Annotated in this window: 20 protein-coding genes and 1 riboswitch; of the genes, 14 read left to right on the plus strand and 6 right to left on the minus strand. The window is 40.1% G+C overall.

What is annotated here, in order from left to right; genetic code table 11:
* The first annotated feature begins 94 nt into the window (after positions 1 to 94).
* On the plus strand, positions 95 to 985 hold the full coding sequence (locus KX728_RS02230; protein WP_215804934.1) for a cation diffusion facilitator family transporter: 891 nt from the start codon (positions 95 to 97) through the stop codon (positions 983 to 985).
* 35 nt (positions 986 to 1,020) lie between these two features.
* Here KX728_RS02230 and galR read toward each other — a convergent pair whose 3' ends face one another.
* On the minus strand, positions 1,021 to 2,025 hold the full coding sequence (gene galR / locus KX728_RS02235) for a DNA-binding transcriptional regulator GalR (RefSeq protein ID WP_000212497.1): 1,005 nt from the start codon (positions 2,023 to 2,025) through the stop codon (positions 1,021 to 1,023).
* Between the two features lie 165 nt (positions 2,026 to 2,190).
* Between galR and KX728_RS02240 the strand changes: the two genes are divergently transcribed.
* The 4 genes from KX728_RS02240 to KX728_RS02255 all read left to right on the plus strand — a co-directional run bounded on the left by KX728_RS02240 (position 2,191) and on the right by KX728_RS02255 (position 5,998).
* Complete coding sequence (locus KX728_RS02240; protein WP_042902623.1) at positions 2,191 to 3,369, plus strand: galactokinase; 1,179 nt, start codon at positions 2,191 to 2,193, stop codon at positions 3,367 to 3,369.
* A gap of 11 nt (positions 3,370 to 3,380) precedes the next feature.
* Positions 3,381 to 4,040 carry an HAD family hydrolase gene (locus KX728_RS02245; protein ID WP_042902624.1) on the plus strand — a complete coding sequence of 220 codons (660 nt, stop codon included), beginning with the start codon at positions 3,381 to 3,383 and terminating at the stop codon, positions 4,038 to 4,040.
* On the plus strand, positions 4,037 to 5,524 hold the full coding sequence (locus KX728_RS02250) for a UDP-glucose--hexose-1-phosphate uridylyltransferase (RefSeq protein ID WP_215804933.1): 1,488 nt from the start codon (positions 4,037 to 4,039) through the stop codon (positions 5,522 to 5,524). The genes KX728_RS02245 and KX728_RS02250 overlap by 4 nt, the downstream gene beginning before the upstream one ends.
* A 69-nt stretch (positions 5,525 to 5,593) precedes the next feature.
* Positions 5,594 to 5,998 (plus strand): PaaI family thioesterase, encoded by a 405-nt coding sequence (locus KX728_RS02255; protein ID WP_000651224.1) that lies wholly within the window; start codon positions 5,594 to 5,596, stop codon positions 5,996 to 5,998.
* A gap of 257 nt (positions 5,999 to 6,255) precedes the next feature.
* Here the strand turns inward: KX728_RS02255 and KX728_RS02260 are convergent, their stop codons facing one another.
* The gene (locus KX728_RS02260; protein WP_215804932.1) at positions 6,256 to 7,803 is read right to left on the minus strand and encodes a DNA cytosine methyltransferase; all 1,548 of its coding nucleotides are present in this window, start codon (positions 7,801 to 7,803) and stop codon (positions 6,256 to 6,258) included.
* 189 nt (positions 7,804 to 7,992) lie between these two features.
* Between KX728_RS02260 and KX728_RS02265 the strand changes: the two genes are divergently transcribed.
* From KX728_RS02265 to KX728_RS02280, 4 genes are read left to right on the plus strand one after another with little or no spacing between them, the layout of a single operon-like run.
* The gene (locus tag KX728_RS02265) at positions 7,993 to 8,454 is read left to right on the plus strand and encodes a helix-turn-helix domain-containing protein (protein ID WP_125441198.1); all 462 of its coding nucleotides are present in this window, start codon (positions 7,993 to 7,995) and stop codon (positions 8,452 to 8,454) included.
* Entirely contained in the window at positions 8,454 to 9,674 is a 1,221-nt protein-coding gene (locus KX728_RS02270) for an MvaI/BcnI family restriction endonuclease (protein WP_215804931.1), read from the plus strand. The genes KX728_RS02265 and KX728_RS02270 overlap by 1 nt, the downstream gene beginning before the upstream one ends.
* A 17-nt stretch (positions 9,675 to 9,691) precedes the next feature.
* Positions 9,692 to 10,627, plus strand: a complete 936-nt coding sequence (locus KX728_RS02275) for a dsDNA nuclease domain-containing protein (protein WP_215804930.1) — start codon at positions 9,692 to 9,694, stop codon at positions 10,625 to 10,627.
* On the plus strand, positions 10,620 to 12,275 hold the full coding sequence (locus KX728_RS02280) for an endonuclease (RefSeq protein ID WP_215804929.1): 1,656 nt from the start codon (positions 10,620 to 10,622) through the stop codon (positions 12,273 to 12,275). Before KX728_RS02275 ends, KX728_RS02280 begins: the two co-directional genes overlap by 8 nt.
* A gap of 88 nt (positions 12,276 to 12,363) precedes the next feature.
* Here the strand turns inward: KX728_RS02280 and KX728_RS02285 are convergent, their stop codons facing one another.
* The 4 genes from KX728_RS02285 to KX728_RS02300 form a co-directional block, all read right to left on the minus strand.
* Positions 12,364 to 13,626 carry a nucleobase:cation symporter-2 family protein gene (locus KX728_RS02285; protein ID WP_215804928.1) on the minus strand — a complete coding sequence of 421 codons (1,263 nt, stop codon included), beginning with the start codon at positions 13,624 to 13,626 and terminating at the stop codon, positions 12,364 to 12,366.
* A complete protein-coding gene (locus KX728_RS02290) occupies positions 13,626 to 14,207 on the minus strand; it encodes a xanthine phosphoribosyltransferase (protein ID WP_129326231.1) in 582 nt (193 codons plus the stop codon). The genes KX728_RS02285 and KX728_RS02290 overlap by 1 nt, the downstream gene beginning before the upstream one ends.
* Before the next feature lie 435 nt (positions 14,208 to 14,642).
* Positions 14,643 to 14,738: riboswitch (purine riboswitch) on the minus strand.
* Positions 14,739 to 14,879: 141 nt separating this feature from the next.
* Complete coding sequence (locus KX728_RS02295; RefSeq protein ID WP_215804927.1) at positions 14,880 to 15,266, minus strand: bleomycin resistance protein; 387 nt, start codon at positions 15,264 to 15,266, stop codon at positions 14,880 to 14,882.
* Positions 15,267 to 15,277: 11 nt separating this feature from the next.
* Positions 15,278 to 16,105, minus strand: a complete 828-nt coding sequence (locus KX728_RS02300) for an exodeoxyribonuclease III (protein WP_215804926.1) — start codon at positions 16,103 to 16,105, stop codon at positions 15,278 to 15,280.
* Between the two features lie 133 nt (positions 16,106 to 16,238).
* Between KX728_RS02300 and KX728_RS02305 the strand changes: the two genes are divergently transcribed.
* From KX728_RS02305 to KX728_RS02325, 5 genes are all read left to right on the plus strand, one after another.
* The gene (locus KX728_RS02305) at positions 16,239 to 16,694 is read left to right on the plus strand and encodes a DUF3290 family protein (protein WP_000675341.1); all 456 of its coding nucleotides are present in this window, start codon (positions 16,239 to 16,241) and stop codon (positions 16,692 to 16,694) included.
* On the plus strand, positions 16,691 to 17,326 hold the full coding sequence (locus KX728_RS02310) for a DUF421 domain-containing protein (protein WP_000174434.1): 636 nt from the start codon (positions 16,691 to 16,693) through the stop codon (positions 17,324 to 17,326). The genes KX728_RS02305 and KX728_RS02310 overlap by 4 nt, the downstream gene beginning before the upstream one ends.
* A gap of 198 nt (positions 17,327 to 17,524) precedes the next feature.
* Positions 17,525 to 19,270 (plus strand): ABC transporter ATP-binding protein, encoded by a 1,746-nt coding sequence (locus KX728_RS02315; RefSeq protein WP_215804925.1) that lies wholly within the window; start codon positions 17,525 to 17,527, stop codon positions 19,268 to 19,270.
* Entirely contained in the window at positions 19,260 to 21,002 is a 1,743-nt protein-coding gene (locus KX728_RS02320) for an ABC transporter ATP-binding protein (RefSeq protein ID WP_215804924.1), read from the plus strand. The genes KX728_RS02315 and KX728_RS02320 overlap by 11 nt, the downstream gene beginning before the upstream one ends.
* 183 nt (positions 21,003 to 21,185) lie before the next feature.
* Positions 21,186 to 21,878, plus strand: a complete 693-nt coding sequence (locus KX728_RS02325; protein ID WP_000922225.1) for a sugar transferase — start codon at positions 21,186 to 21,188, stop codon at positions 21,876 to 21,878.
* The last annotated feature ends 8 nt before the right edge of the window (positions 21,879 to 21,886 follow it).

The raw sequence follows: 21,886 nt of genomic DNA on the forward strand, positions 1-21,886 counted from the left end.
CTGACTGTTTGCTTCTATCCTTTCTTTGGATTTTATTAGATAATACAAATGAAAGAAGTATGTATATACCCATTATACCAAAGGAGGGAGAGAAATGAGTTCTAAAACATCTATCTGGTTAGCTTTTTTCTTAAATTTAAGCTATGCGATTGTTGAGTTTATCGCAGGAGGAATCTTTGGTTCGAGTGCAGTTCTTGCTGATTCTGTTCATGACCTGGGGGATGCTATAGCCATTGGCCTATCTGCCCTCCTAGAAACAATCTCCAATCGTGAAGAAGATAGGCAGTACACCTTGGGTTACAAACGTTTTAGTCTTTTAGGAGCCATGCTAACGGCTGTGATTCTTATGATAGGGTCTGTCCTAGTGATTTTGGAAAATGTCACAAAGATCGCTCACCCGCAACCCGTTAATCAGGAAGGGATTCTCTGGCTGGGAATCATTGCAGTAAGTATCAATGTGCTAGCTAGTCTGGTAGTTCGTAAAGGAAAGACAAAGAACGAGTCAATTTTGAGCTTGCATTTTTTGGAAGACACTCTTGGTTGGTTGGCTGTCATTCTAATGGCGATCATCCTCAAATTTACAGATTGGTATATCCTTGATCCACTCTTATCTCTTGTCATTTCTATCTTCATTCTAACAAAAGCCATTCCTCGCTTTTGGAGTGCACTCAAGATTTTCTTGGATGCTGTGCCAGAAGGAGTAGAGACAGGGGATTTGGAGAAGGATTTGGAGGCTCTGATCAATGTCAAAAGTGTCAATCAACTTAGCATTTGGTCCATGGACGGTCTAGAGAATAATGCTATTGTCCACATTTGTATTAAGGACTGGGAACAGATGATGGAAACCAAAGAAGTGGTGCGTCAATTTTTAGAAGAAAGAGGCGTGCAGAATATCACTATTGAAGTGGATAGCAGTCAAAGCAATCATGCGCAACATAAACGGAGGATAACAGCCTTAGAGCAGAACCATCCTCATCATCACTAGAAAAAACGACCTCTTGTTGAGGTCGTTTTAATATCTTATTCATTTCTCGTACTTTCTCTCAGAGTCAGTCTGGTTCCCAGCATGGTCAGGCTAGGAATTTTTCGTCCATGAAGGACTTCTTTATTAAGAATATCCATACCTGCTCGGCCCATTTCCTCGGTATAGACAGTGATGCTTGAAAGAGGAGGATAGACCTGCTTGGTCAGGCTAGTGTCGTTGAAAGAAATGAGGCTGACGCGGTCTGGTAGGCTAATTCCAGCTTCTTGAAGGGCACGGAGGGCACCGATGGCTAAACTATCGCTGGCAGCGAAAAAGGCTGGTGGGAGTTGTTCTCCTAGCTTGTGAATGGCCTCCTTCATCAAGTCATAGCCAGACTGGGCAATAAAGCTCCCCTGAAAGACCAGTTCTTCATGGTAGATACCTTTTGCTTGGGTATAGTCTTTGAAATTTTCTAGTCGCTTATCCTGAATAATTTCTTCCTGGTCGGTTGTTTCTTCAAGGCCTGTTAGAATGCTAATCCGATCCAGTCCCTGACCGAGGAAATGGTCTACAACTTGTTTCACAGCAGTGTAAAAATCCGTGATAATACAGGTATGACCTAATGAGAGGGTATCGCTGTCTATAAAGACTAAAGGTTTTTGGTATTCTTCAAAGGCAGAAATCTGAGCTCGGCTGAACTTTCCGATACAGAGAATGCCAATCACTTCCTCGCTCAGGGTAAAAGGATGGTCATTAAAATAGCGCAAGATGTCATAGTCCAACTCTTGGGCTCTTTTTTCAATACCGAGACGAATCTGATAGTAGTAAAGGTCGTCCAACTCCCCTTGTTCGCTGACCCATTGGATAATGGCAATCTTTTGCTTGGGTTTGTGGGATTCGCCTGTCTTTAGATGCTTAGTATAGCCCAGCTCTTCAGCGACAGTTAAAATACGGTGTCTGGTTTCTTCTGTAACAGATAGGCTCTGGTCGCGATTGAGGACACGAGATACGGTCGCGATAGAGACAGAGGCTAGCTGTGCAATGTCTTTTAAGGTAGCCATAAATCCTCCTCCTTTTTAAGTTAGTATATCATATTTTTCTTCTTTTTACCGATAGTTTAGTAAAACTTTAGTAAAAAGGATTGACCTTGGTAAAAGCCTTGGATACAATAGAAGAAAACGATTACACGTTAAGGTGACTTAACGGACAGTCAAAGGAGAATTCATATGACACAAGATCTTACTGCTGAAGCCCTTCGCAAAGACTTTCTTGCCGTTTTTGGTCAAGAAGCAGAGCAAACTTTCTTTTCACCAGGTCGTATCAATCTGATTGGTGAACACACGGATTACAATGGTGGGCACGTTTTCCCAGCAGCTATTTCCTTGGGAACTTATGGGGCGGCTCGCAAACGTGACGACCAAGTCTTGCGTTTCTACTCAGCCAACTTTGAGGACAAGGGTATCATCGAAGTGCCTCTTGCTGACCTCAAATTTGAAAAAGATCACAGCTGGACCAACTATCCAAAAGGGGTTCTTCATTTCTTGCAAGAAGCTGGACACGTGATTGACAAAGGGTTTGATTTTTATGTTTATGGAAATATCCCCAATGGTGCAGGCTTGTCCTCTTCAGCATCTTTGGAACTCTTGACTGGTGTTGTGGCAGAGCATCTCTTTGGTTTAAAACTAGACCGTCTGGATTTGGTTAAAATCGGAAAACAAACAGAAAATAACTTTATCGGAGTGAATTCTGGTATTATGGACCAGTTTGCTATCGGTATGGGTGCTGACCAACGTGCCATTTACCTGGATACCAATACGTTAGAATATGACTTGGTGCCACTTGATTTGAAGGACAATGTTGTTGTTATCATGAACACTAATAAACGTCGTGAATTGGCGGACTCTAAGTACAATGAACGCCGTGCTGAGTGTGAAAAAGCTGTGGAAGAATTGCAAGCTGCCTTGGATATTCAGACCTTGGGTGAATTGGACGAGTGGGCCTTTGACCAATACAGCTATCTGATTAAAGATGAAAATCGCTTAAAACGTGCTCGCCATGCTGTGCTTGAAAACCAACGTACTCTTAAAGCTCAAGCAGCACTTCAAGCAGGTGATTTGAAAACATTTGGTCGCTTAATGAATGCTTCTCACGTTTCTCTAGAACATGACTATGAAGTAACTGGCTTGGAATTGGATACCCTCGTTCACACAGCTTGGACTCAGGAAGGTGTTCTTGGTGCTCGTATGACAGGGGCAGGATTTGGTGGCTGTGCCATTGCCTTGGTGCAAAAAGATGTTGTTGAGGCCTTTAAGGAAGCTGTAGGCAAGCACTACGAGGAAGTCGTTGGATATGCTCCAAGCTTCTATATCGCTGAAGTTGCAGGTGGCACTCGCGTTTTAGACTAGGAGAGAAGTAAATGGACGCTGTAATATTTGATTTAGATGGCTTATTAGCTGATACTGAGATCATTTCTCTAAAAGTTTATCAAGAATTGCTTAAAGATTTTGGAATTCCTTTCACAGAAGAAACATATTCTAGAGAATACAGTGGACATAGGGAAGAGGAGAATGTTCAACGATTTTTAGATACCTATGATTTACCTTGGAACTTTGACCAAACCTTGGAAAAAGTTTATGAACTGGAAGCTCGAATATTGGTCAAAGGTGTAAATTTAAAAAAAGGTGCTAAAAATTTGCTTGCTTTTTTGCAAAGAGAAGGTATTCCAATCGCTCTAGCAACTTCAAGTGTTGAATCTAGAGCTAGAATGATTTTGGATAGTAATGGTATACTGTCCCTATTTGACCATTTAGTTTTTGCAAAAGATGTAAAGCGAAGCAAACCTTACCCTGATATATTTTTAAAGGCCTGTAGTGATTTGAATGTTTTACCAGAGAATTGCTTAGTATTAGAGGATAGTGAAGCAGGGATTGAAGCAGCGTATAGAGCTGGGATACCAGTTATTTGTATTCCAGACTTGAAAATGCCAGCACAGTCTTTCTTAAATAAAACAGAACAAGTTTTTCAGGATTTAGATGCTGTCAGAGACTATTTAGAAAGTAAGAAGGAGAATCAATGAGTCAAGGAGTTCTAGATGCATTTATCACGGAAGTCATTTCTGAAAGTTCATTCGAAGAAATGGATCGAATCTACCTGACCAATCGTGTTTTAGCACGAGTAGGCGAAGGTGTTTTGGAAATTGAGACGGATTTGGATAAAGTGATTGACCTCAAGGACCAGCTTGTCGAGGAGGCGGTTCGATTAGAGACGATTGAGGATAGTCAGACTGCGCGTGAAATCCTTGGTGCTGAACTGATGGACTTGGTGACCCCTTGTCCAAGTCAGGTTAATCGTAACTTTTGGGAAACCTATGCTCACTCTCCTGAGCAGGCGATAGGGGATTTTTATCAGCTCAGTCAGAAAAATGACTACATCAAACTCAAGGCCATTGCTAAAAATATTGCTTATCGCGTTCCATCAGACTATGGGGAGCTTGAGATTACCATTAACCTCTCTAAACCTGAAAAGGATCCAAAGGAGATTGCGGCAGCTAAGTTGGTGCAAGCTAGCAATTATCCTCAGTGTCAGCTTTGTCTAGAGAATGAGGGCTACCATGGTCGGATAAACCACCCAGCTCGCAGCAATCACCGCATTATCCGTTTCGAAATGGTGGGTCAGGAGTGGGGCTTCCAGTATTCGCCCTATGCTTATTTTAATGAGCACTGTATTTTCTTAGACGGCCAGCACCGTCCCATGGCCATTAGTCGTCAGAGTTTTGAGCGCCTGCTGGCGATTGTAGAGCAATTTCCAGGCTATTTTGCAGGTTCGAATGCCGACCTTCCAATCGTGGGAGGCTCTATTCTGACTCATGATCACTATCAGGGAGGCCGTCACGTATTTCCTATGGAATTGGCTCCCATGCAAAAGACTTTCTGTTTTGCTGGATTTGAGCAAGTCAAGGCTGGGATTGTCAAGTGGCCTATGTCAGTGCTGCGTTTGACCTCGGATTCTAAAGAGGATTTGATCAACTTGGCTGATAAGATATTGCAGGAATGGCGCCAGTATTCAGCCCCTGAAGTCCAGATTTTAGCAGAGACAGACGGGACACCGCATCACACCATTACACCCATTGCCCGTAAACGAGATGGACAGTTTGAATTGGACTTGGTCTTGCGGGACAATCAGACTTCGGTAGAGCATCCGGATGGCATCTATCATCCCCACAAGGATGTCCAACATATCAAGAAGGAAAATATCGGCTTGATTGAGGTCATGGGCTTGGCTATCTTACCACCACGTCTGAAAGCAGAAGTGGAGCAAGTTGCCAGCTATCTTGTAGGCGATGATGAAGCAGTTGCCTCTTATCATCAGGAATGGGCAGACCAGCTCAAAGATCAACATCCGGACCTAGCGGATAAAGAAAAAGCCCTTGAAATCGTCAAGGACTCTGTGGGCGCTATTTTTGCGCGTGTTTTGGAGGACGCAGGGGTTTACAAGCAGACGGAACAAGGACAGGTAGCCTTTATGCGCTTTGTAGAACAGGTAGGAATTTTACCAGACTAGGAGCTTTCTCCTTGCACAGTCCTATAAAAAGTAGTATCATAGTGTCGTTTGAACTATCAGGAGGAAACGATGAAAGATTTTCATTTTGACGCTATATCGGCCTTTGAAAATTACGAAATTGAACAAATGAGAGATGGTCACGTTGTGGTGACGACCAAAGTAGTGGACTCGTCGCTCAACTATTATGGCAATGCCCATGGTGGCTATCTCTTCACTCTTTGTGACCAGATCAGTGGTTTGGTGGTCATTTCACTAGGGCTTGATGGAGTGACGCTTCAGTCCTCTATCAACTACCTCAAAGCAGGAAAACTCGACGATGTGCTGACCATTAAAGGAGAATGTGTCCATCAAGGTCGCACAACCTGTGTCGTGGATGTGGATATTACCAATCAAGAAGGCAGAAATGTCTGCAAAGCCACCTTTACCATGTTTGTCACAGGCCAGCGGTCTGAAGAAAGACAGGTAAGGATATAGAGAAACAAAAAAAGAGGTCTACACCTCTTTTTCTTATTGTGTTCTTCCGATGAAATGGTGGTCTGACAATGTCATCCACCGTGTCTGGCACGGAAAATTTAGAATTGACCTAAAAATATGATTTCAGGCTTTGCGAGTTCAGATAGTGTATACACACTATCATAAAAATAGAACTATCAGTAAAGGTCAGAATGACACTTTTGGACTAATGGTTCTATTTTATTTTTGGGAGAATCCCCAATCCTCTATCTATATTGTTATTGATTCATTGCTATCATGACTTGTTCAGCAATTGCTTTAGCTAGCAACGGTGGGACAGCGTTACCTACCTGAGTAAATTGAGGTGTTTCTTTTGCTCGCTTATCGCCCCCAGTAGTACGCTTTCCTAGAAATACAAAACTATCGTCAAATGATTGTAGACGCGCCATTTCTCTTACAGTCAACACACGGTTAAAAAATGGGTGGATATAGTCATCTGGTAATGTTACCATGGTTGGAGAAACGGTATCTTGGTTAAGACGAACTCGAATACTCTTTTTAGTAAAGATTGCTTCAATTGCTGCAGGAGTTAATTCTCCATTTCTCAACATGTTTGAAAATTGATTTTCAGTGATTTCTGTATTCAACCGATTTTTGATTTCATTCCAAAAGAGTTCTGCATCTTCAAATGATGTTTTTAATCTAAGAGCAAGTGATTTTAAAATATGGTGTTTTCTTAATTTGTCATTATCATTCATAGACAATAAACCTAGTTGGCGATTTGTAAATTGTAGCCATTTTTCAGATTGAAAATTTTCTTGAAGCAAATCTTGTTTTTTTAGTTGCTTTAGAATGATAGGTTGGTTTGTTTTACCATTAAGTTGAAATAAACTTTCTGTGAATAGATTTGGGCAATCTCTTTGTAATTCCAATCCTTCCAATTGGATTCTATTAGCAGCTTTTGCTCTGTTCTCACCTTGCTGATATAGTGAAAATCGCTGTGTGACAATATCATCATGTCTTGAGAATTCCATATTTAACGGATTAGCATTTATAATAGGTTGTCCATCAGTGTTAGGAGTTCTTCCTAATCGGCTTTGTACGGAATAATCTGTTTCGTAATCAAATTCCCCGTCATAAAGATCACCTAAAGCATCATAAACAGTAACGCTTGGAATATCGTTGTCACTTTCTGGATATTCGATAGGAGTTACATCGTTACGGTATGCTAAAAATACAACTCGATTTCTTTGTTGTGGAACACCGAAGTTTGCAGCATTTAGAACCTGAACATCAAGTAGAGTATATCCTAACTCGTCTAACTCATTTCTAAGAATGGATTGAACTAAATTCTGTCCTTTGTAAATTCTATCATCAAGTACGCTTGGAAAGTCAAGCATCTGCATATCTAAAATACCTGTTACGTTTTCCATAACGACATAACGCGGCATAACGTCTTTAATGATACGCAAATATTCATGGAAGAGCATGTTTCTAGGGTCTTTAGAATCTCTTTTCCCTAGACGGCTAAAGCCTTGACAAGGAGGACCACCAAAAATAACATCTACAGAACCTCTTTCAAAGATATTTCCATATTTCAATGAGTTTATTGATTGAAATATTTTGTCAGAAGTAAGTTCTTTTATATCAGCAAGTTCAAAGTGAGTGTCAACCCCGTCAACTAAGCCTAATTGTTGATGTCGGTTTGTATATGTTTCTTCTACCATAGGGCTTTTATCGCTGGAGAAGATAATATCAAATCCAGCTTGTAGGATTCCTTCGCTAAATCCTCCAGCGCCACAGAATAAGTCTATTGCATAGGGCATAATTTACCTCGAATTTTGTTTTTTGCTACCTTAGTAGTATATCAGAAAATTATTGAAAAGTCCAGGAGTTACTCCCCTATAATAGATATTCGTTAAACATTTGATAAAACCAGTAAAAATGTAAATTAAAATGAATTTTATTTATGTTGGAAGTTATAAAATAAAGAAAATGATAATTGGAGAATTGTTATGGAGCGTTATATCAAAGAAAATATTGAGCGATTACTTTATTCGAGTAAACTATCGCAAAGTGAGTTATCGAAAAAGACAGGACTTAGCAGGCAGACGATTAACAAATTATTATCTCCAAATACTAATTATAGTCCTAAACTTTCAACCTTGGTAGTGATTGCTAATGCTTTATCAATCAATTTTCCAGAACTTTTGATTAGAACCGACAAGATAAGTGCTTCCAAAGAATTTTTTTCTAATTCTGTGGAGGAATATCAAAATATTCTTATACAAAATGTCAAGCTATATTTGAGAAGATGGAATCAATTTTCATTGAGTACTTCAGATGGAGTTAGAGAGTCTACTATAAGCAATCTTGTAAATGGTAAATATTCAGATATTTATTTTTCAACAATAGAAAGTCTTGCAGATGAAATGGGAGTTTCGCTGGCTGATTTATTTAAGAGAGGAGAAAACTAATGCAATTTATTCCATATGACGACGAATTAGAAGTTATCAACGCTATACATAAGTATAATTCTAATGATTATACTGTTATCAGACTGACGCAAACTATGTTAAGTAAAAGTATTATCGATGCAAATGGTTTTTTAAGGAAAATGTTGTTAGATAATGATTTATTGGATTTCGAAAAATTGACTGACAAAGTTTATTTAACGGCTAATCTTGTATTGGAAGACCAGCAACATGAAGTGAAAATAAGTTTCTATAAAGCCAATAAAAGAGGCGATGAGCGATTTTGGATATCTGGATTGGGAGAGTTCATTAGATCATCTCAAATCAATGTTAACGATTTAATCTATATTACTGTAGACAATCGAAAAGAACTTACTCTATTTAATGTGACGAGAAGTATTCCTCAAAACAGTACTATCATACAGCTATTTGGACAAGATAAGGTCGAAGATTCATTAAATAGATTGATTCCACGGATCAGACTCATAGCAAAACAAGGTTTTCATAGAAATTCAAAAGGTGTAGGTAAGATTGCACCGAAGGATGCCGGGGATACTCTAGAGTCGCTTTTGGGAATTAAAACCAATAACAGTCAAGAAGCTGATTTTGAAGGAATTATTGAGCTAAAATCAAAATCCTCCAAAACGTTAGATACCTTATTTACCCTACGCCCAGATTTTGAAGGAACACCTGTTGCAGAGTTTGAAACGAATGATAGAAGTAGAGTGTCAGCATTTTCTCGCTTATATGGTTATGATTCAGATAAGCATTTAGGATATAAGAGTTTATATATTACAATAGGTTCAGAAGAAAATCCTCAAAATAATCAGGGTTTTTATCTGGAAGTTAATGATAGAGATAATATTGTTGAATTGCGAAAACAAGAAAATAAGAAGACTATCTTAGCTGCTTTTTGGACATTCAAAGCATTAGAGGAAGAATTGCATAAAAAACACCCGGCTACTTTGTGGGTGAAAGTTGAATCTAAAATGGACGGTGAAGTAGGTCAATTCAAGTATATTGAAGCGGAGTTAACTCGCTCACCACAATTTATGACTTTTCTTTCTTTGATAAAATCAGGCGCAATTACATATGACTGGCGTGGCTATACGACTCCATCGGGTAAGTATGCTGGTAAGAATCATGGTAATGCTTGGAGGATAAAAAATAAGCAAAGAAGTTTGTTGTTTGGTAGTACGGAAATTATTGACTTAAATATTTAGTAAGTTGGAGAAATTTTATGGTAAAAGATAATGGGGGATCAATTGCGCAAAAAGGCTTTAATTATCAAAATTGCGTTATATCTTTAGTTGCGATTAGAAACTATAATAAGTCCAATTTTTCAATATATGTTGAGACGGATGAGGATTTTGAAGTTACTTATGATGATAGCTATCATGCTTATATACAGGTCAAAGGTCAGAAAAACATGAGTCTCAAAAAGTTATTACAAGAAACAAAGGAACGACCTTCTATCTTTGAAAAGAATCTTTCTTCAGGGACAAACGATTCTATTTATAAAATTGTAGTATATAATTTTAAAGAAAGCGATTTAAATGAAATGCAAGAACAGATAGATACAGAAGAACTTTTTTCTAGTTCATGGCTGTTATCTGATAATCAAAAGAAGGAAGTTAATAATCCGAGGGTAGATAATTTTGCTTTGGTAAAAACTGCTTTTGATAATAACATTATCGATGCTAAAACATTTTTAAAGGGAGAGATGGCAAATCAAAGGGTCTCTATTGATAATAGAGATGATGTAATTATTAACGAATTATTGCAGCAAATTGTCCAAAAATCTGAAAAAGAAGTGCATACGATTGCAGATAAAGAACTCAAAAAGATTACATCAGAAGAGCTAAATTTAATCTTACAAAAAGTAACTGCAAAGGCACGATTTGATAAAGAACTTGATAAATTTGGTTTTACTGAAATTAAGAATGAGAAAATAAAGAAAGAAGAAAAAAAGATTATATTAGAATATATAACTGCTAAAAAATCTGTCGTCAATTTTTTGAACAGTGATGAAAATAGTTTAGAAAATGAATCGGTAACAACATTAATACCTAAAACATTTATGTTACCTGAAATGGAAACATTATCAGAAAACAGTAGATATGCTGTAGGAATATCGGCGTATTGCGATATTTTGGAGGGAATTGCTAATGAGTAAGATGACCATAAAAAGTCTTTTAATAGCAGATTACGAGAACGAAAAAGCGAACAAATTTGTATTTTCTGATTCAGCAAACCTAATAGTTAGTAGTACGAATGGTGAAGGGAAATCTAGTCTAGTTAAATCAATTTACTATGCCTTAGGAGCAAACCTCAAATCATTTCCCAAGGGTTGGAATGCGGACAATTTTATTTTCCAATTAGAAGTTTTTATTGATGGTAATGAATTTTTGATCAAGAGACATAATAAAGTGATTTCTGTTTTAGATAATAATGAAGTCAAACTGTTTGAAAACTTTGCAGAATACTATTTGTGGTTTCAAGAGAAACTTAAAATGAGGCTGGAATTAGTCAACAAAAGCAGCGATAAAGCAAGTTTAGCTTCTGTTGAAGCCCTTTTTAGTCCAATGTATATTGATCAGGATAAAGCATGGGATGGTAAATTATTTAAAGATTCATTTGAAAGTTTAGGACGGTATAAATCAAATGATTTTCCCAAAAATGTTTTTGATTATTATTTAGGCATCTCTGATAGTCAAATCGTTGATAAAGAAAGTAAAAAAAATGAGTATTTAAGGCAATTAGAGTTAGTAAATGGAAGAATCAATCAGGTTCAATCGGTATATAAAACATACCGTACTAAAAATAAAATTACTGAGACAGTTCCTAAAGATTTCAAAGACCTACAAAAAGAATTAGATTTTTATATTACCGAAACAGATAAGTTTTCTATAAAAATTACCGATAAGACTGGGGAATTATCTAAAGAAAAGATAAAACTTGATATATTAAATCAAGATTTAGAAGAGCTCAAAAAGTTATCAAGTAAGATTAAGGAGAGATTTTCTGAAATTAGACATGAATGTGTTTATTGCCATTCTATCTTAACTAGACAACAATCCTTAACACGTTTAGAACTGGAAGACAATGAACTTGCAATCAAGAGTCGAATAGATAGTATTTCTCAGCAAATTATGAAATCTAAAAGAATAGTTCAAGAAAAAGAAGAAGATATAAAACACCTACAAGAACAGTTTAATCAATATCATGAACGTTTAACTGAACTGAGACAATTATCTGATATTGATGAGTATGTGAATCAAAATGTTTTATCTGAACTAAAAAAGTTAGAGATTCAAGAAACTTTGGAAAAATCAAATCTTGACAAATTGATTGGTGACATTACAAAAGAAATAAGGATGCTCAAAAAAGAGCTTAATCAGAGAGCGAAAACAATTGAAGGAGAGTATGAAGCACTTAAAAATGAACTTTCAATTCTAATTGGTTCAACAGGTATCACAGATAAAAAATTTCGTAATTTTGATAAGTTAGAGGGCAGTGGAACAAATTTAAATAAAGATTTATTGGTAATTTTTCTCGTTTATATGAATTTGATTGATAGTAAATCTATCACAAGTCTGCCATTTGCTATTGATTCATTCGTAAAAAATGAAACTGATAAAAAGGTTTTGAAAAAAATGTTCGACGCAATAAATGCAAAATTTCTAAGTTTAAAAAGTCAAACGTTCTTTTCGATTATTAGAGATAATTTGAAATATGTTGATTCGAAAGTTAATCAGGTTAACATAGAAAGTCCATTATTAAAGAGTGAATATTATAGCGATCTGTCTAAAGAAATTATATAAGTTAGAATAAAAAGTATACTTACTAAAACAAGTAGTCTACAAAAAAGCGGTCTTCAACGAAAGTTGACAACCGCTTTTTAATTTCTTTTTATTTCTTTTTCCGATTTAATATAGCATTGAGTACAATGGCAAGTAGGCTGGCTACGACGATTCCGTTTGAGAAGAACATTTGGAAGGCTGTCGGCATGCTGACGAAGAGGTTACTGTTATTTAGACCTACACCAGCAGCGATTGATACAGCTGCGATAAGGAAGTTGTGTTCATTGTTAGCAAAGTCAACGCGGGCTAGGATTTGCATCCCTTGAAGGGAAACAAAACCAAACATCACCAGCATAGCGCCACCAAGAACAGGACTTGGAATGATTTGGGCAAGGGCGCCAAACTTAGGTAGGAGTCCAAGGAGGACTAGGAAACCAGCTGCATAATAGATTGGCAGACGGGTCTTGATACCAGACAATTTGACCAAGCCAACGTTTTGTGAAAATCCTGTATAAGGGAAGGTGTTAAAGATTCCTCCGAGAAGTACAGCCAAACCTTCTGCGCGGTAACCGTTGCGAAGGCGCGTGCTGTCGATTGGGTCATTGGTAATATCTGACAAAGCTAGGTAAACACCAGTCGACTCCACCATGGAAACCGTTGCGATGATACACATCATGACGATAGAAGAGATTTCAAAAGTTGGAGTACCAAAGTAGAATGGAGTTGGGATGTGAACGAGTGGAGCTGCAGAGACTGGAGAGAAGTCTACTAAGCCCATGGTAGCAGCAATGGTAGTTCCGACAACCAGCCCAATCAAAATGGAGATAGACTTGATAAATCCTTTGGTAAAGATGTTAATCAAGAGGATGATTAGAACAGTGATAGCTGCAAGCAAGAGACTCTGACCAGTTGGCTCTGGAACATTATTTCCCATATTTCCGATAGCGACAGGAATCAAAGTTAGTCCGATGGTCGTAATAACAGATCCTGTTACGATAGATGGGAAGAGATTGGCCACTTTTGAGAAAATACCTGAAATCAGAACCACATAGATTCCTGATACGATAAGGGCACCAAACATGGCCCCACTACCGTGGCTCTGACCAATCATAATCAAAGGAGCGACTGACTGGAAAGCAACTCCAAGAACGACTGGTAGTCCAACACCAAAGTGTTTGTTGAGTTGAAGTTGAAGGAAGGTAGCTACCCCACACATGAAGATATCTGTGGAAATTAAGTAGGTCAACTGCTCAGCTGAATAGCCAAGAGCTGTCGCAATCATGATAGGAACTAGGATAGAGCCTGAGTACATTGCGAGAAGGTGCTGAAGCCCTAGAACCGCTGCTTGCGAGTGTTTTTCTTGTTGTTGCATTAGAGATCTGCCTCCTTAAATACGACCTGACCGTTTTCAAAACGTTCCAAACGAGCGAGTGATAGAACTGGATAGCCAGCTTTCTCGAGCAAATCACGACCATCCTGGAATGATTTTTCGATAACAATACCGATGGCTTCGACTTTTGCTCCGGCCTGTTCGATGATTTGGATCAAGCCTTTGGCAGCTTGTCCATTGGCTAGGAAATCATCGATAATCAAGACCTTGTCATCAGGTGAGAGGAATTTCCCAGCGATGGAAACTGTGCTCGTCACCTGCTTGGTAAAGGAGTAAACCTCAGCAGTTAAGATGCCTTCGTTCATGGTGATGTTTTTAGCTTTCTTTGCGAAAATCATGGGAACGTCTAAGGCTTCAGCTGTAAAAACAGCTGGGGCAATCCCTGAAGCTTCAATGGTCACGACCTTGGTAATGCCAGCAGACGCGAATTTTTCCGCAAATACCTTACCAATCTCCCGCATCAAACGATAGTCAACTTGGTGGGTTAAAAAGGAATCTACCTTGAGGATATTGTCACCCAAGATATGCCCATCCTGAAGGATGCGCTCTTCTAATAATTTCATAAGACCTCCTAAAGTCTAAAAGATGCTTCATTTGCTTGTTTAAATGTTTCTATAGTGATTTAGTTTGCTAATAATGTATATGTATAATACTAGTGCGAGCGAAGCGAGTTTTACAAGATATTTCCCGCTGTAGTGGTATCATAGACAATAATCTTGTTATTGTCTATGACGGGATTTTTGAGAGTAAAATAGTTCGGGGAACTATTTTAGCCTAAGCCTAGAAATGAAAGAGCTAGGGGCTCAAAAATTAGGGATGAAATTCCCTGGATTCCTGAAATTATCCACAGGATAATTTCACCTCCCGTCCGTACTAAATAAGGGAAATATTAAAAATATTTAGTTTACACTTAAAGGCGTGCTTTAACAAAAATATTCAAAAAGGACCTACTTAATCCCCCCTAAGTAAGTCCCCAAAATAGGTATGGCCAAAACCATACCTTCAGCTGACATACTCATTGTTAGGTGTTCCGGCACCTTGTAGAAACGTCGTGCCAATTCACGACATAAACAAGTAAAATGATATTCAATTTTAAACAGGCTACTGCCAATGTTTTTATTTTACACCAATTAGCTTTATAAATCAAATATTTTGTTAGCAAATAGATCATAAAAGCGAACGAATAAAAGGCTGCAACACTAGAAAGTATTGTAGCCTTTTATTCTTCTATTCTTCTATTCGCTAAATCTTAAAAAATAACCATCAGGATCCAAGACTGCAAATTCGTGAGGATAGATGTAGTGATCCCCAACACGAAATGTTCTCTTAGTCAAAGGACGATAAATAGGATAGTCAGCTTCCAGCAGTTTTTGGTGGAGCTGAGGGACATCTTCAACGCCAAAGGAAATATTGACACCGCGCCCGAAAGGATAGGTTAGTTGGGCTAATTCTTCTGTGCTGCCTTCTTCTAGCATAAGTTGGCAGTCTTCAAGCGAGAGGAAGAGAAATTTCTCCTCTGGACGCTCGTATTCGACAGAAAATCCCAGCAAGTCGCAGTAGAAGTGGCGTGACTTTTCGAGGTCAGATACTACAAATTCAGGAATGACAGCTTGATAGTCCATTAGCTTTCTCCTTAGAGTTCAATTTCCAATACAATCGGCGTATGGTCTTGACGCGCACCCGAGTCAATCATGTCAGACTTGGTTACCTTGTCAGCCACGCGATTGCTGGTGAGCCAGTAGTCGATTCTCCAGCCTGTATTGTTGATTTTAGAAGTCTTGCTGCGTTGTGCCCACCAAGTATAGCGCTCTGGGACATCACCGTGAATGTGGCGGAAGGTGTCAGTAAATCCAGTTGCCAAAAGGTTGGTAAACCCAGCACGTTCCTCGTCTGTAAAACCAGGTGAACGGCGGTTGCTGGCAGGATTTGCAAGGTCGATTTCCTTGTGAGCTACGTTGTAGTCTCCAGTCGCAAGGACTGGTTTTTCTTTGTCTAGTTGCGCCAAATACTCAGCGTATTTGACGTCCCAGACTTGGCGTTCTTCCAAGCGTTTGAGCCCATCACCAGCGTTTGGTGTGTATACTTGGGTTACGAAAAATGTATCAAATTCCAAGGTGATGATGCGGCCTTCCAAGTCCATGGTAGAAGGGGCACCGATTTCTGGGAAGCTAATCGCTGGTGTGAGTTCTTTCTTATAGAGGAACATGGTTCCAGTGTAGCCTTTGCGAGCAGGTTCTTGGGAGGAACGCCAAGTGTTTTCATAGCCTGGGAAGAGTTCTTCAAGTACTTCTAGGTGTTTCTTTGTAGGGCCCTTGGCAGAAAGCTTGGTTTCCTGGATAGCGATAATATCAGCATTTTCGGCTACCAAGGTTTGTAGGACTTCTTGGGACAATTTTGCACGAGCTGAGTCGCTCGTTAGGGCTGCATTGAGGGAATCGATATTCCATGATATGAGTTTCATAAACTTACCTTTTTCATTCAGATTACAGACTATATTATACCAAAAAAAGACGTATTTCCCCAACGTATGGTTTGAAAAATCACCCTCTTTCGTTTATAATGAAGAATGATTTTATGAAAGGGAGTGAAAACACATGAAATTCTATTCTTATGACTATGTCCTCAGCCAAATTAGTCAGCAAAATGGCATCATGCTTGGTTTAGGGATTGTCCTATTAGCTGTGACAGGATTTTTAGCTTTCAAGGCTTATCATGATAAAAAGGGGACCAAATTTCGTGAGTTGGTCATGATTTCAGCTTTGACCTTATTAGCTCTCCTTTTGGTCAGCATCACAACTTATCAAAACAATCAAGTATCTAATAATAAATTTCAAGCTTCACTTCATTTCATCGAGCTTGTTTCCAAAGAATTGGGGGTAGACAAGTCAGAGGTCTATGTCAATACCTCTGCGGACACTGATGGCGCACTTATCAAGGTCGGAGATCGCTATTACCGTGCCTTGAACGGAAGTGAGCCAGACAAGTACCTGCTAGAGAAAGTCGAATTGTATAAAACAGATGCAATTGAACTGGTGGAGGTGAACAAATGACACTCAATTATATCGAAATTTTAATCAAACTAGCCTTGGGTCTCTTTTCTCTGGTTTTTGTAATCAATGTGACAGGAAAGGGCAACCTAGCGCCTAACTCAGCAATAGATCAAATTCAGAACTATGTACTCGGGGGTATTATCGGCGGGGTGATTTACAATAGCGCCATCAGTATCCTTCAGTATGCAGTTATCCTGATTATGTGGACCATTCTGGTCTTGACTCTCAAATGGCTCAACAATAATGTTCACTTTGTGAAACGTTTGATTGATGGGAAGCCAACCCTGCTCATCAAAAATGGGAAGATTGATCCAGAAGCCTGCCGTTCGGTTGGTTTATCAGCAGCGGATGTAGCTCTTAAGCTCCGTAGCCAGGGAATTTTCCAAATGAAACAAGTCAAACGTGCTATGCAGGAGCAAAACGGTCAACTCATCGTAGTCCAAATGGGAGACGAGAATCCCAAGTATCCTGTTGTCACAGACGGTGTGATCCAAGTTGAAATTTTGGAGACCATTGGTCGGAGCGAAGAATGGCTGCTTGATAACCTCAGCAAACAAGGGTATGACAATGTGGCCAATATCTTTATCGCTGAGTACGACAAGGGTGTCGTCTCAGTCGTAACCTATGAATAAGAAAAACCTGAGGTCTTGTACTCTTCAAAAATCAAATTCAAACTGCGTCAACGTCGCCTTGCCGTATGTAGGTTACTGACTTCGTCAGTTCTATCTACAACCTCAAAGCAGTGCTATGAGCAGCCTGCGGCTAGTTTGATCTTTGATTTTCATTGAGTCTTGGCCTCAGGTTTCCATTTGCAATCAGAAAGGGATTTTATGTCCATTATTCAAAAACTCTGGTGGTTTTTCAAGTTGGAAAAGCGCCGTTATTTAGTCGGGATTGTGGCCTTGATCTTGGTTTCCGTCCTCAATCTCATTCCTCCTATGGTTATGGGGCGGGTGATTGATGCCATTACGTCGGGACAATTAACCCATCAGGACCTCCTTCTTAATCTATTTTATCTACTGCTGGCAGCCTTTGGGATGTACTATCTGCGCTATGTTTGGCGCATGTATATCCTTGGAACTTCCTACCGTCTGGGGCAGATTATGCGCTCTCGCTTGTTTGAGCATTTTACTAAAATGTCTCCAGCCTTTTATCAGACCTATCGGACGGGGGACTTGATGGCACACGCCACCAATGATATCAATGCCTTAACTCGTCTCGCAGGTGGAGGAGTCATGTCAGCAGTGGATGCTTCCATCACGGCGCTAGTAACCTTGATGACCATGCTTTTTAGCATCTCATGGCAAATGACCTTGGTTGCCATTCTACCCCTGCCTTTCATGGCCTATGCGACTAGTCGTCTAGGGAGAAAGACTCACAAGGCTTTTGGCGAATCACAGGCTGCCTTTTCCGAACTCAATAACAAGGTGCAGGAGTCTGTATCGGGTATTAAAGTGACCAAGTCTTTCGGTTATCAGTCTGATGAATTGGCATCTTTTCAGGAAGTAAATGAATTGACCTTCCAGAAGAATCTCCAAACCATGAAATACGACAGTCTCTTTGACCCCATGGTTCTCTTGTTTGTTGGTTCATCCTATGTTTTAACGCTCTTAGTCGGTTCCTTGATGGTTCAGGAGGGGCAAATCACGGTTGGAAATCTGGTTACCTTTATCAGTTATTTGGATATGTTGGTCTGGCCTCTTATGGCTATTGGTTTCCTCTTTAATATTACTCAGCGAGGAAAGGTTTCTTATCAGCGGATTGAGGATCTTTTATCTCAGGAATCACCTATAAAAGATCCTGAATGTCCTCTGGACAGTATCGAAAATGGACGTTTGGAGTACGCCATTGACAGCTTTGCCTTTGAAAATGAGGAGACACTGACGGATGTTCACTTTAGTCTGGAAAAAGGGCAAACCCTAGGCTTAGTCGGGCAGACAGGCTCTGGGAAAACGTCCTTGATTAACCTTCTCTTGCGAGAATACGATGTGGATAAGGGAGCTATTTATCTAAACGGTCATGATATTCGGGACTATCGTCTGACAGACCTTCGCAGTCTCATGGGCTATGTCCCTCAGGATCAGTTTCTCTTTGCGACCTCTATCTTAGACAATATCCGCTTCGGCAATCCTAACTTCCTCCTTTCAGCAGTTGAGGAAGCGACCAAGCTAGCACAAGTTTACCAAGATATTGTAGACATGCCTCAGGGATTTGATACAGTTATCGGTGAAAAGGGAGTCAGTCTCTCAGGTGGGCAAAAGCAGCGTCTGGCTATGAGTCGGGCGATGATTCTAGACCCTGATATCTTGATTTTAGATGATTCCCTGTCCGCAGTGGATGCCAAAACTGAGTATGCGATCATCGACAATCTCAAGGAGACGAGGAAGGATAAGACAACCATTATTACAGCCCATCGTCTCAGTGCGGTTGTCCATGCAGATTTGATTTTAGTCCTGCAAAATGGCCAAATCATTGAACGGGGCACGCACGATGACTTGCTAGCTCTGGATGGCTGGTATGCCCAAACCTACCAGTCTCAGCAATTGGAAATGAAAGGAGAAGAAGATGCAGAATAAGAAAGAACAATGGGCTGTATTGAAGCGCTTGATGTCCTATCTCAAGCCCTATGGCCTCCTGACCTTTTTGGCACTCAGTTTTCTCCTCGCGACGACGGTCATTAAAAGTGTCATTCCCCTTGTGGCCTCCCACTTTATCGACCAGTATCTCAGCAATCTTAACCAAATTGCTGTGGCCGTTTTGCTGGTCTACTATGGTCTTTATCTCCTACAAACTCTGGTCCAGTATGTCGGAAATCTTCTCTTTGCGCGGGTGTCTTATAGTATTGTAAGAGATATTCGTCGGGATGCCTTTGCCAATATGGAGAAACTTGGCATGTCTTATTTTGACAAGACGCCAGCAGGCTCCATCGTTTCTCGTTTGACCAATGATACCGAGACCATCAGTGATATGTTTTCAGGGATTTTATCCAGCTTTATTTCAGCAGTTTTCATCTTTCTGACAACCCTTTATACCATGTTGGTTCTGGATTTTCGTTTGACAGCTTTAGTCCTGCTCTTTCTTCCCTTGATTTTCCTTTTGGTCAATCTCTATCGGAAAAAGTCAGTCAAGATTATCGAGAAAACCAGAAGTCTCTTGTCGGATATCAATAGTAAGCTGGCAGAGAATATCGAGGGAATCAGGATTATCCAGGCCTTTAATCAAGAGAAGCGCCTGCAGGCAGAATTTGATGAAATCAACCAAGAACACTTGGTCTATGCCAACCGATCTGTAGCCTTGGATGCCCTCTTCTTGCGCCCTGCCATGAGTTTGCTGAAACTCCTAGGCTACGCCGTTTTGATGGCCTACTTTGGTTACCGTGGTCTTTCTATTGGGATAACAGCTGGAACCATGTATGCCTTTATCCAGTATATCAACCGCCTTTTTGATCCCTTGATTGAGGTGACGCAAAACTTTTCAACCCTTCAAACGTCCATGGTATCTGCAGGTCGTGTCTTTGCCTTGATTGACGAAACGACCTATGAGCCTCTTCAAAAAGATGGGCAAGCTAAAGTCAAAGAAGGCAATATCCGTTTTGAACATGTGTGTTTCTCATATGATGGCAAACATCCGATTCTGGATGACATTTCCTTTTCAGTTAAGAAGGGTGAAACCATTGCCTTTGTAGGTCATACAGGTTCGGGAAAATCATCGATTATCAATGTCCTCATGCGTTTTTATGAATTTCAGTCAGGCCGCGTTCTCTTGGATGGTGTGGATATCCGAAACTACAGTCAGGAAGAGCTGAGAAAGAACATCGGTTTGGTCTTGCAGGATCCCTTCCTCTATCACGGGACTATCAAGTCCAATATCGCCATGTATCAAGATCTTAGTGATGAAGAAGTCCAGGCTGCGGCTGCCTTTGTTGATGCAGATTCCTTTATTCAGGACCTTCCGCAGGGTTATGATGCACCTGTGTCCGAGCGTGGTTCGAGCTTTTCTACTGGTCAGCGTCAGCTTCTTGCCTTTGCTAGAACAGTTGCTAGTCAGCCTAAAATCTTGATTTTGGATGAAGCGACAGCCAATATTGACTCTGAAACAGAAAGTTTGGTTCAAGATTCCCTAGCCAAGATGAGACAGGGGCGGACAACCATTGCTATTGCTCATCGTCTTTCGACCATCCAGGACGCCAACTGTATTTATGTCTTGGATAAGGGGCGCATCATCGAGAGTGGAACCCATGAGGAACTCTTGGCCTTGGGAGGAACCTATCATAAGATGTATAGCTTGCAGGCTGGGGCCATGTCCTAATACTCTTTGGAAATCTCTTCAAACCATGTCAGCTTTATTTGCAACCTCAAAGCTGCACTATGATTTTCATTGAGTATAAGAAGGAAATTCTTCAAATCACAGATTTCTTGCACCGCCTTTTCCATTTTGTGGTATAATGAAAAATGTTGACAAATAGTATAATAAAAACAAAGGAGAAACAGCATGCTGAAATGGGAAGACTTGCCCGTGGAAATGCAATCAAGCGAGGTTGAGTCTTACTACCAGCTTGTCTCTAAAAGGAAGGGTTCGCTGATTTTCAAGCGTTGCCTGGATTGGGTTCTGGCCCTGTTTTTGCTAGTTTTGACTTCTCCCATCTTTCTTATCTTGAGCATTTGGATCAAGTTGGATAGCAAGGGACCTGTCATTTACAAGCAAGAGCGCGTGACCCAGTACAACCGTCCGTTCAAGATTTGGAAGTTCCGTACTATGGTGACGGATGCGGATAAAAAAGGAAGTCTGGTGACTTCTGCTAACGACAGCCGCATTACCAAAGTGGGAAATTTCATTCGACGTGTGCGTTTGGACGAACTGCCTCAGCTGGTCAATGTCCTTAAAGGCGAAATGTCCTTTGTAGGCACACGACCTGAGGTGCCACGTTACACCGAGCAGTATAGCCCTGAAATGATGGCGACCTTGCTCTTGCCAGCAGGAATCACCTCTCCAGCCAGCATCAACTACAAGGATGAGGACACCATCATCAGTCAAATGACGGAGAAAGGCTTGTCGGTTGACCAGGCCTATGTCGAACATGTCCTTCCTGAAAAGATGCGCTATAACCTCGCCTATCTCCGAGAGTTTAGTTTCCTTGGAGACATCAAAATTATGTTTCAAACCGTGTTTGAAGTGCTAAAATAAAGTAGTCA

The organism is Streptococcus oralis (genome assembly GCF_019334565.1).
Lineage (GTDB): Bacteria > Bacillota > Bacilli > Lactobacillales > Streptococcaceae > Streptococcus > Streptococcus oralis_CR.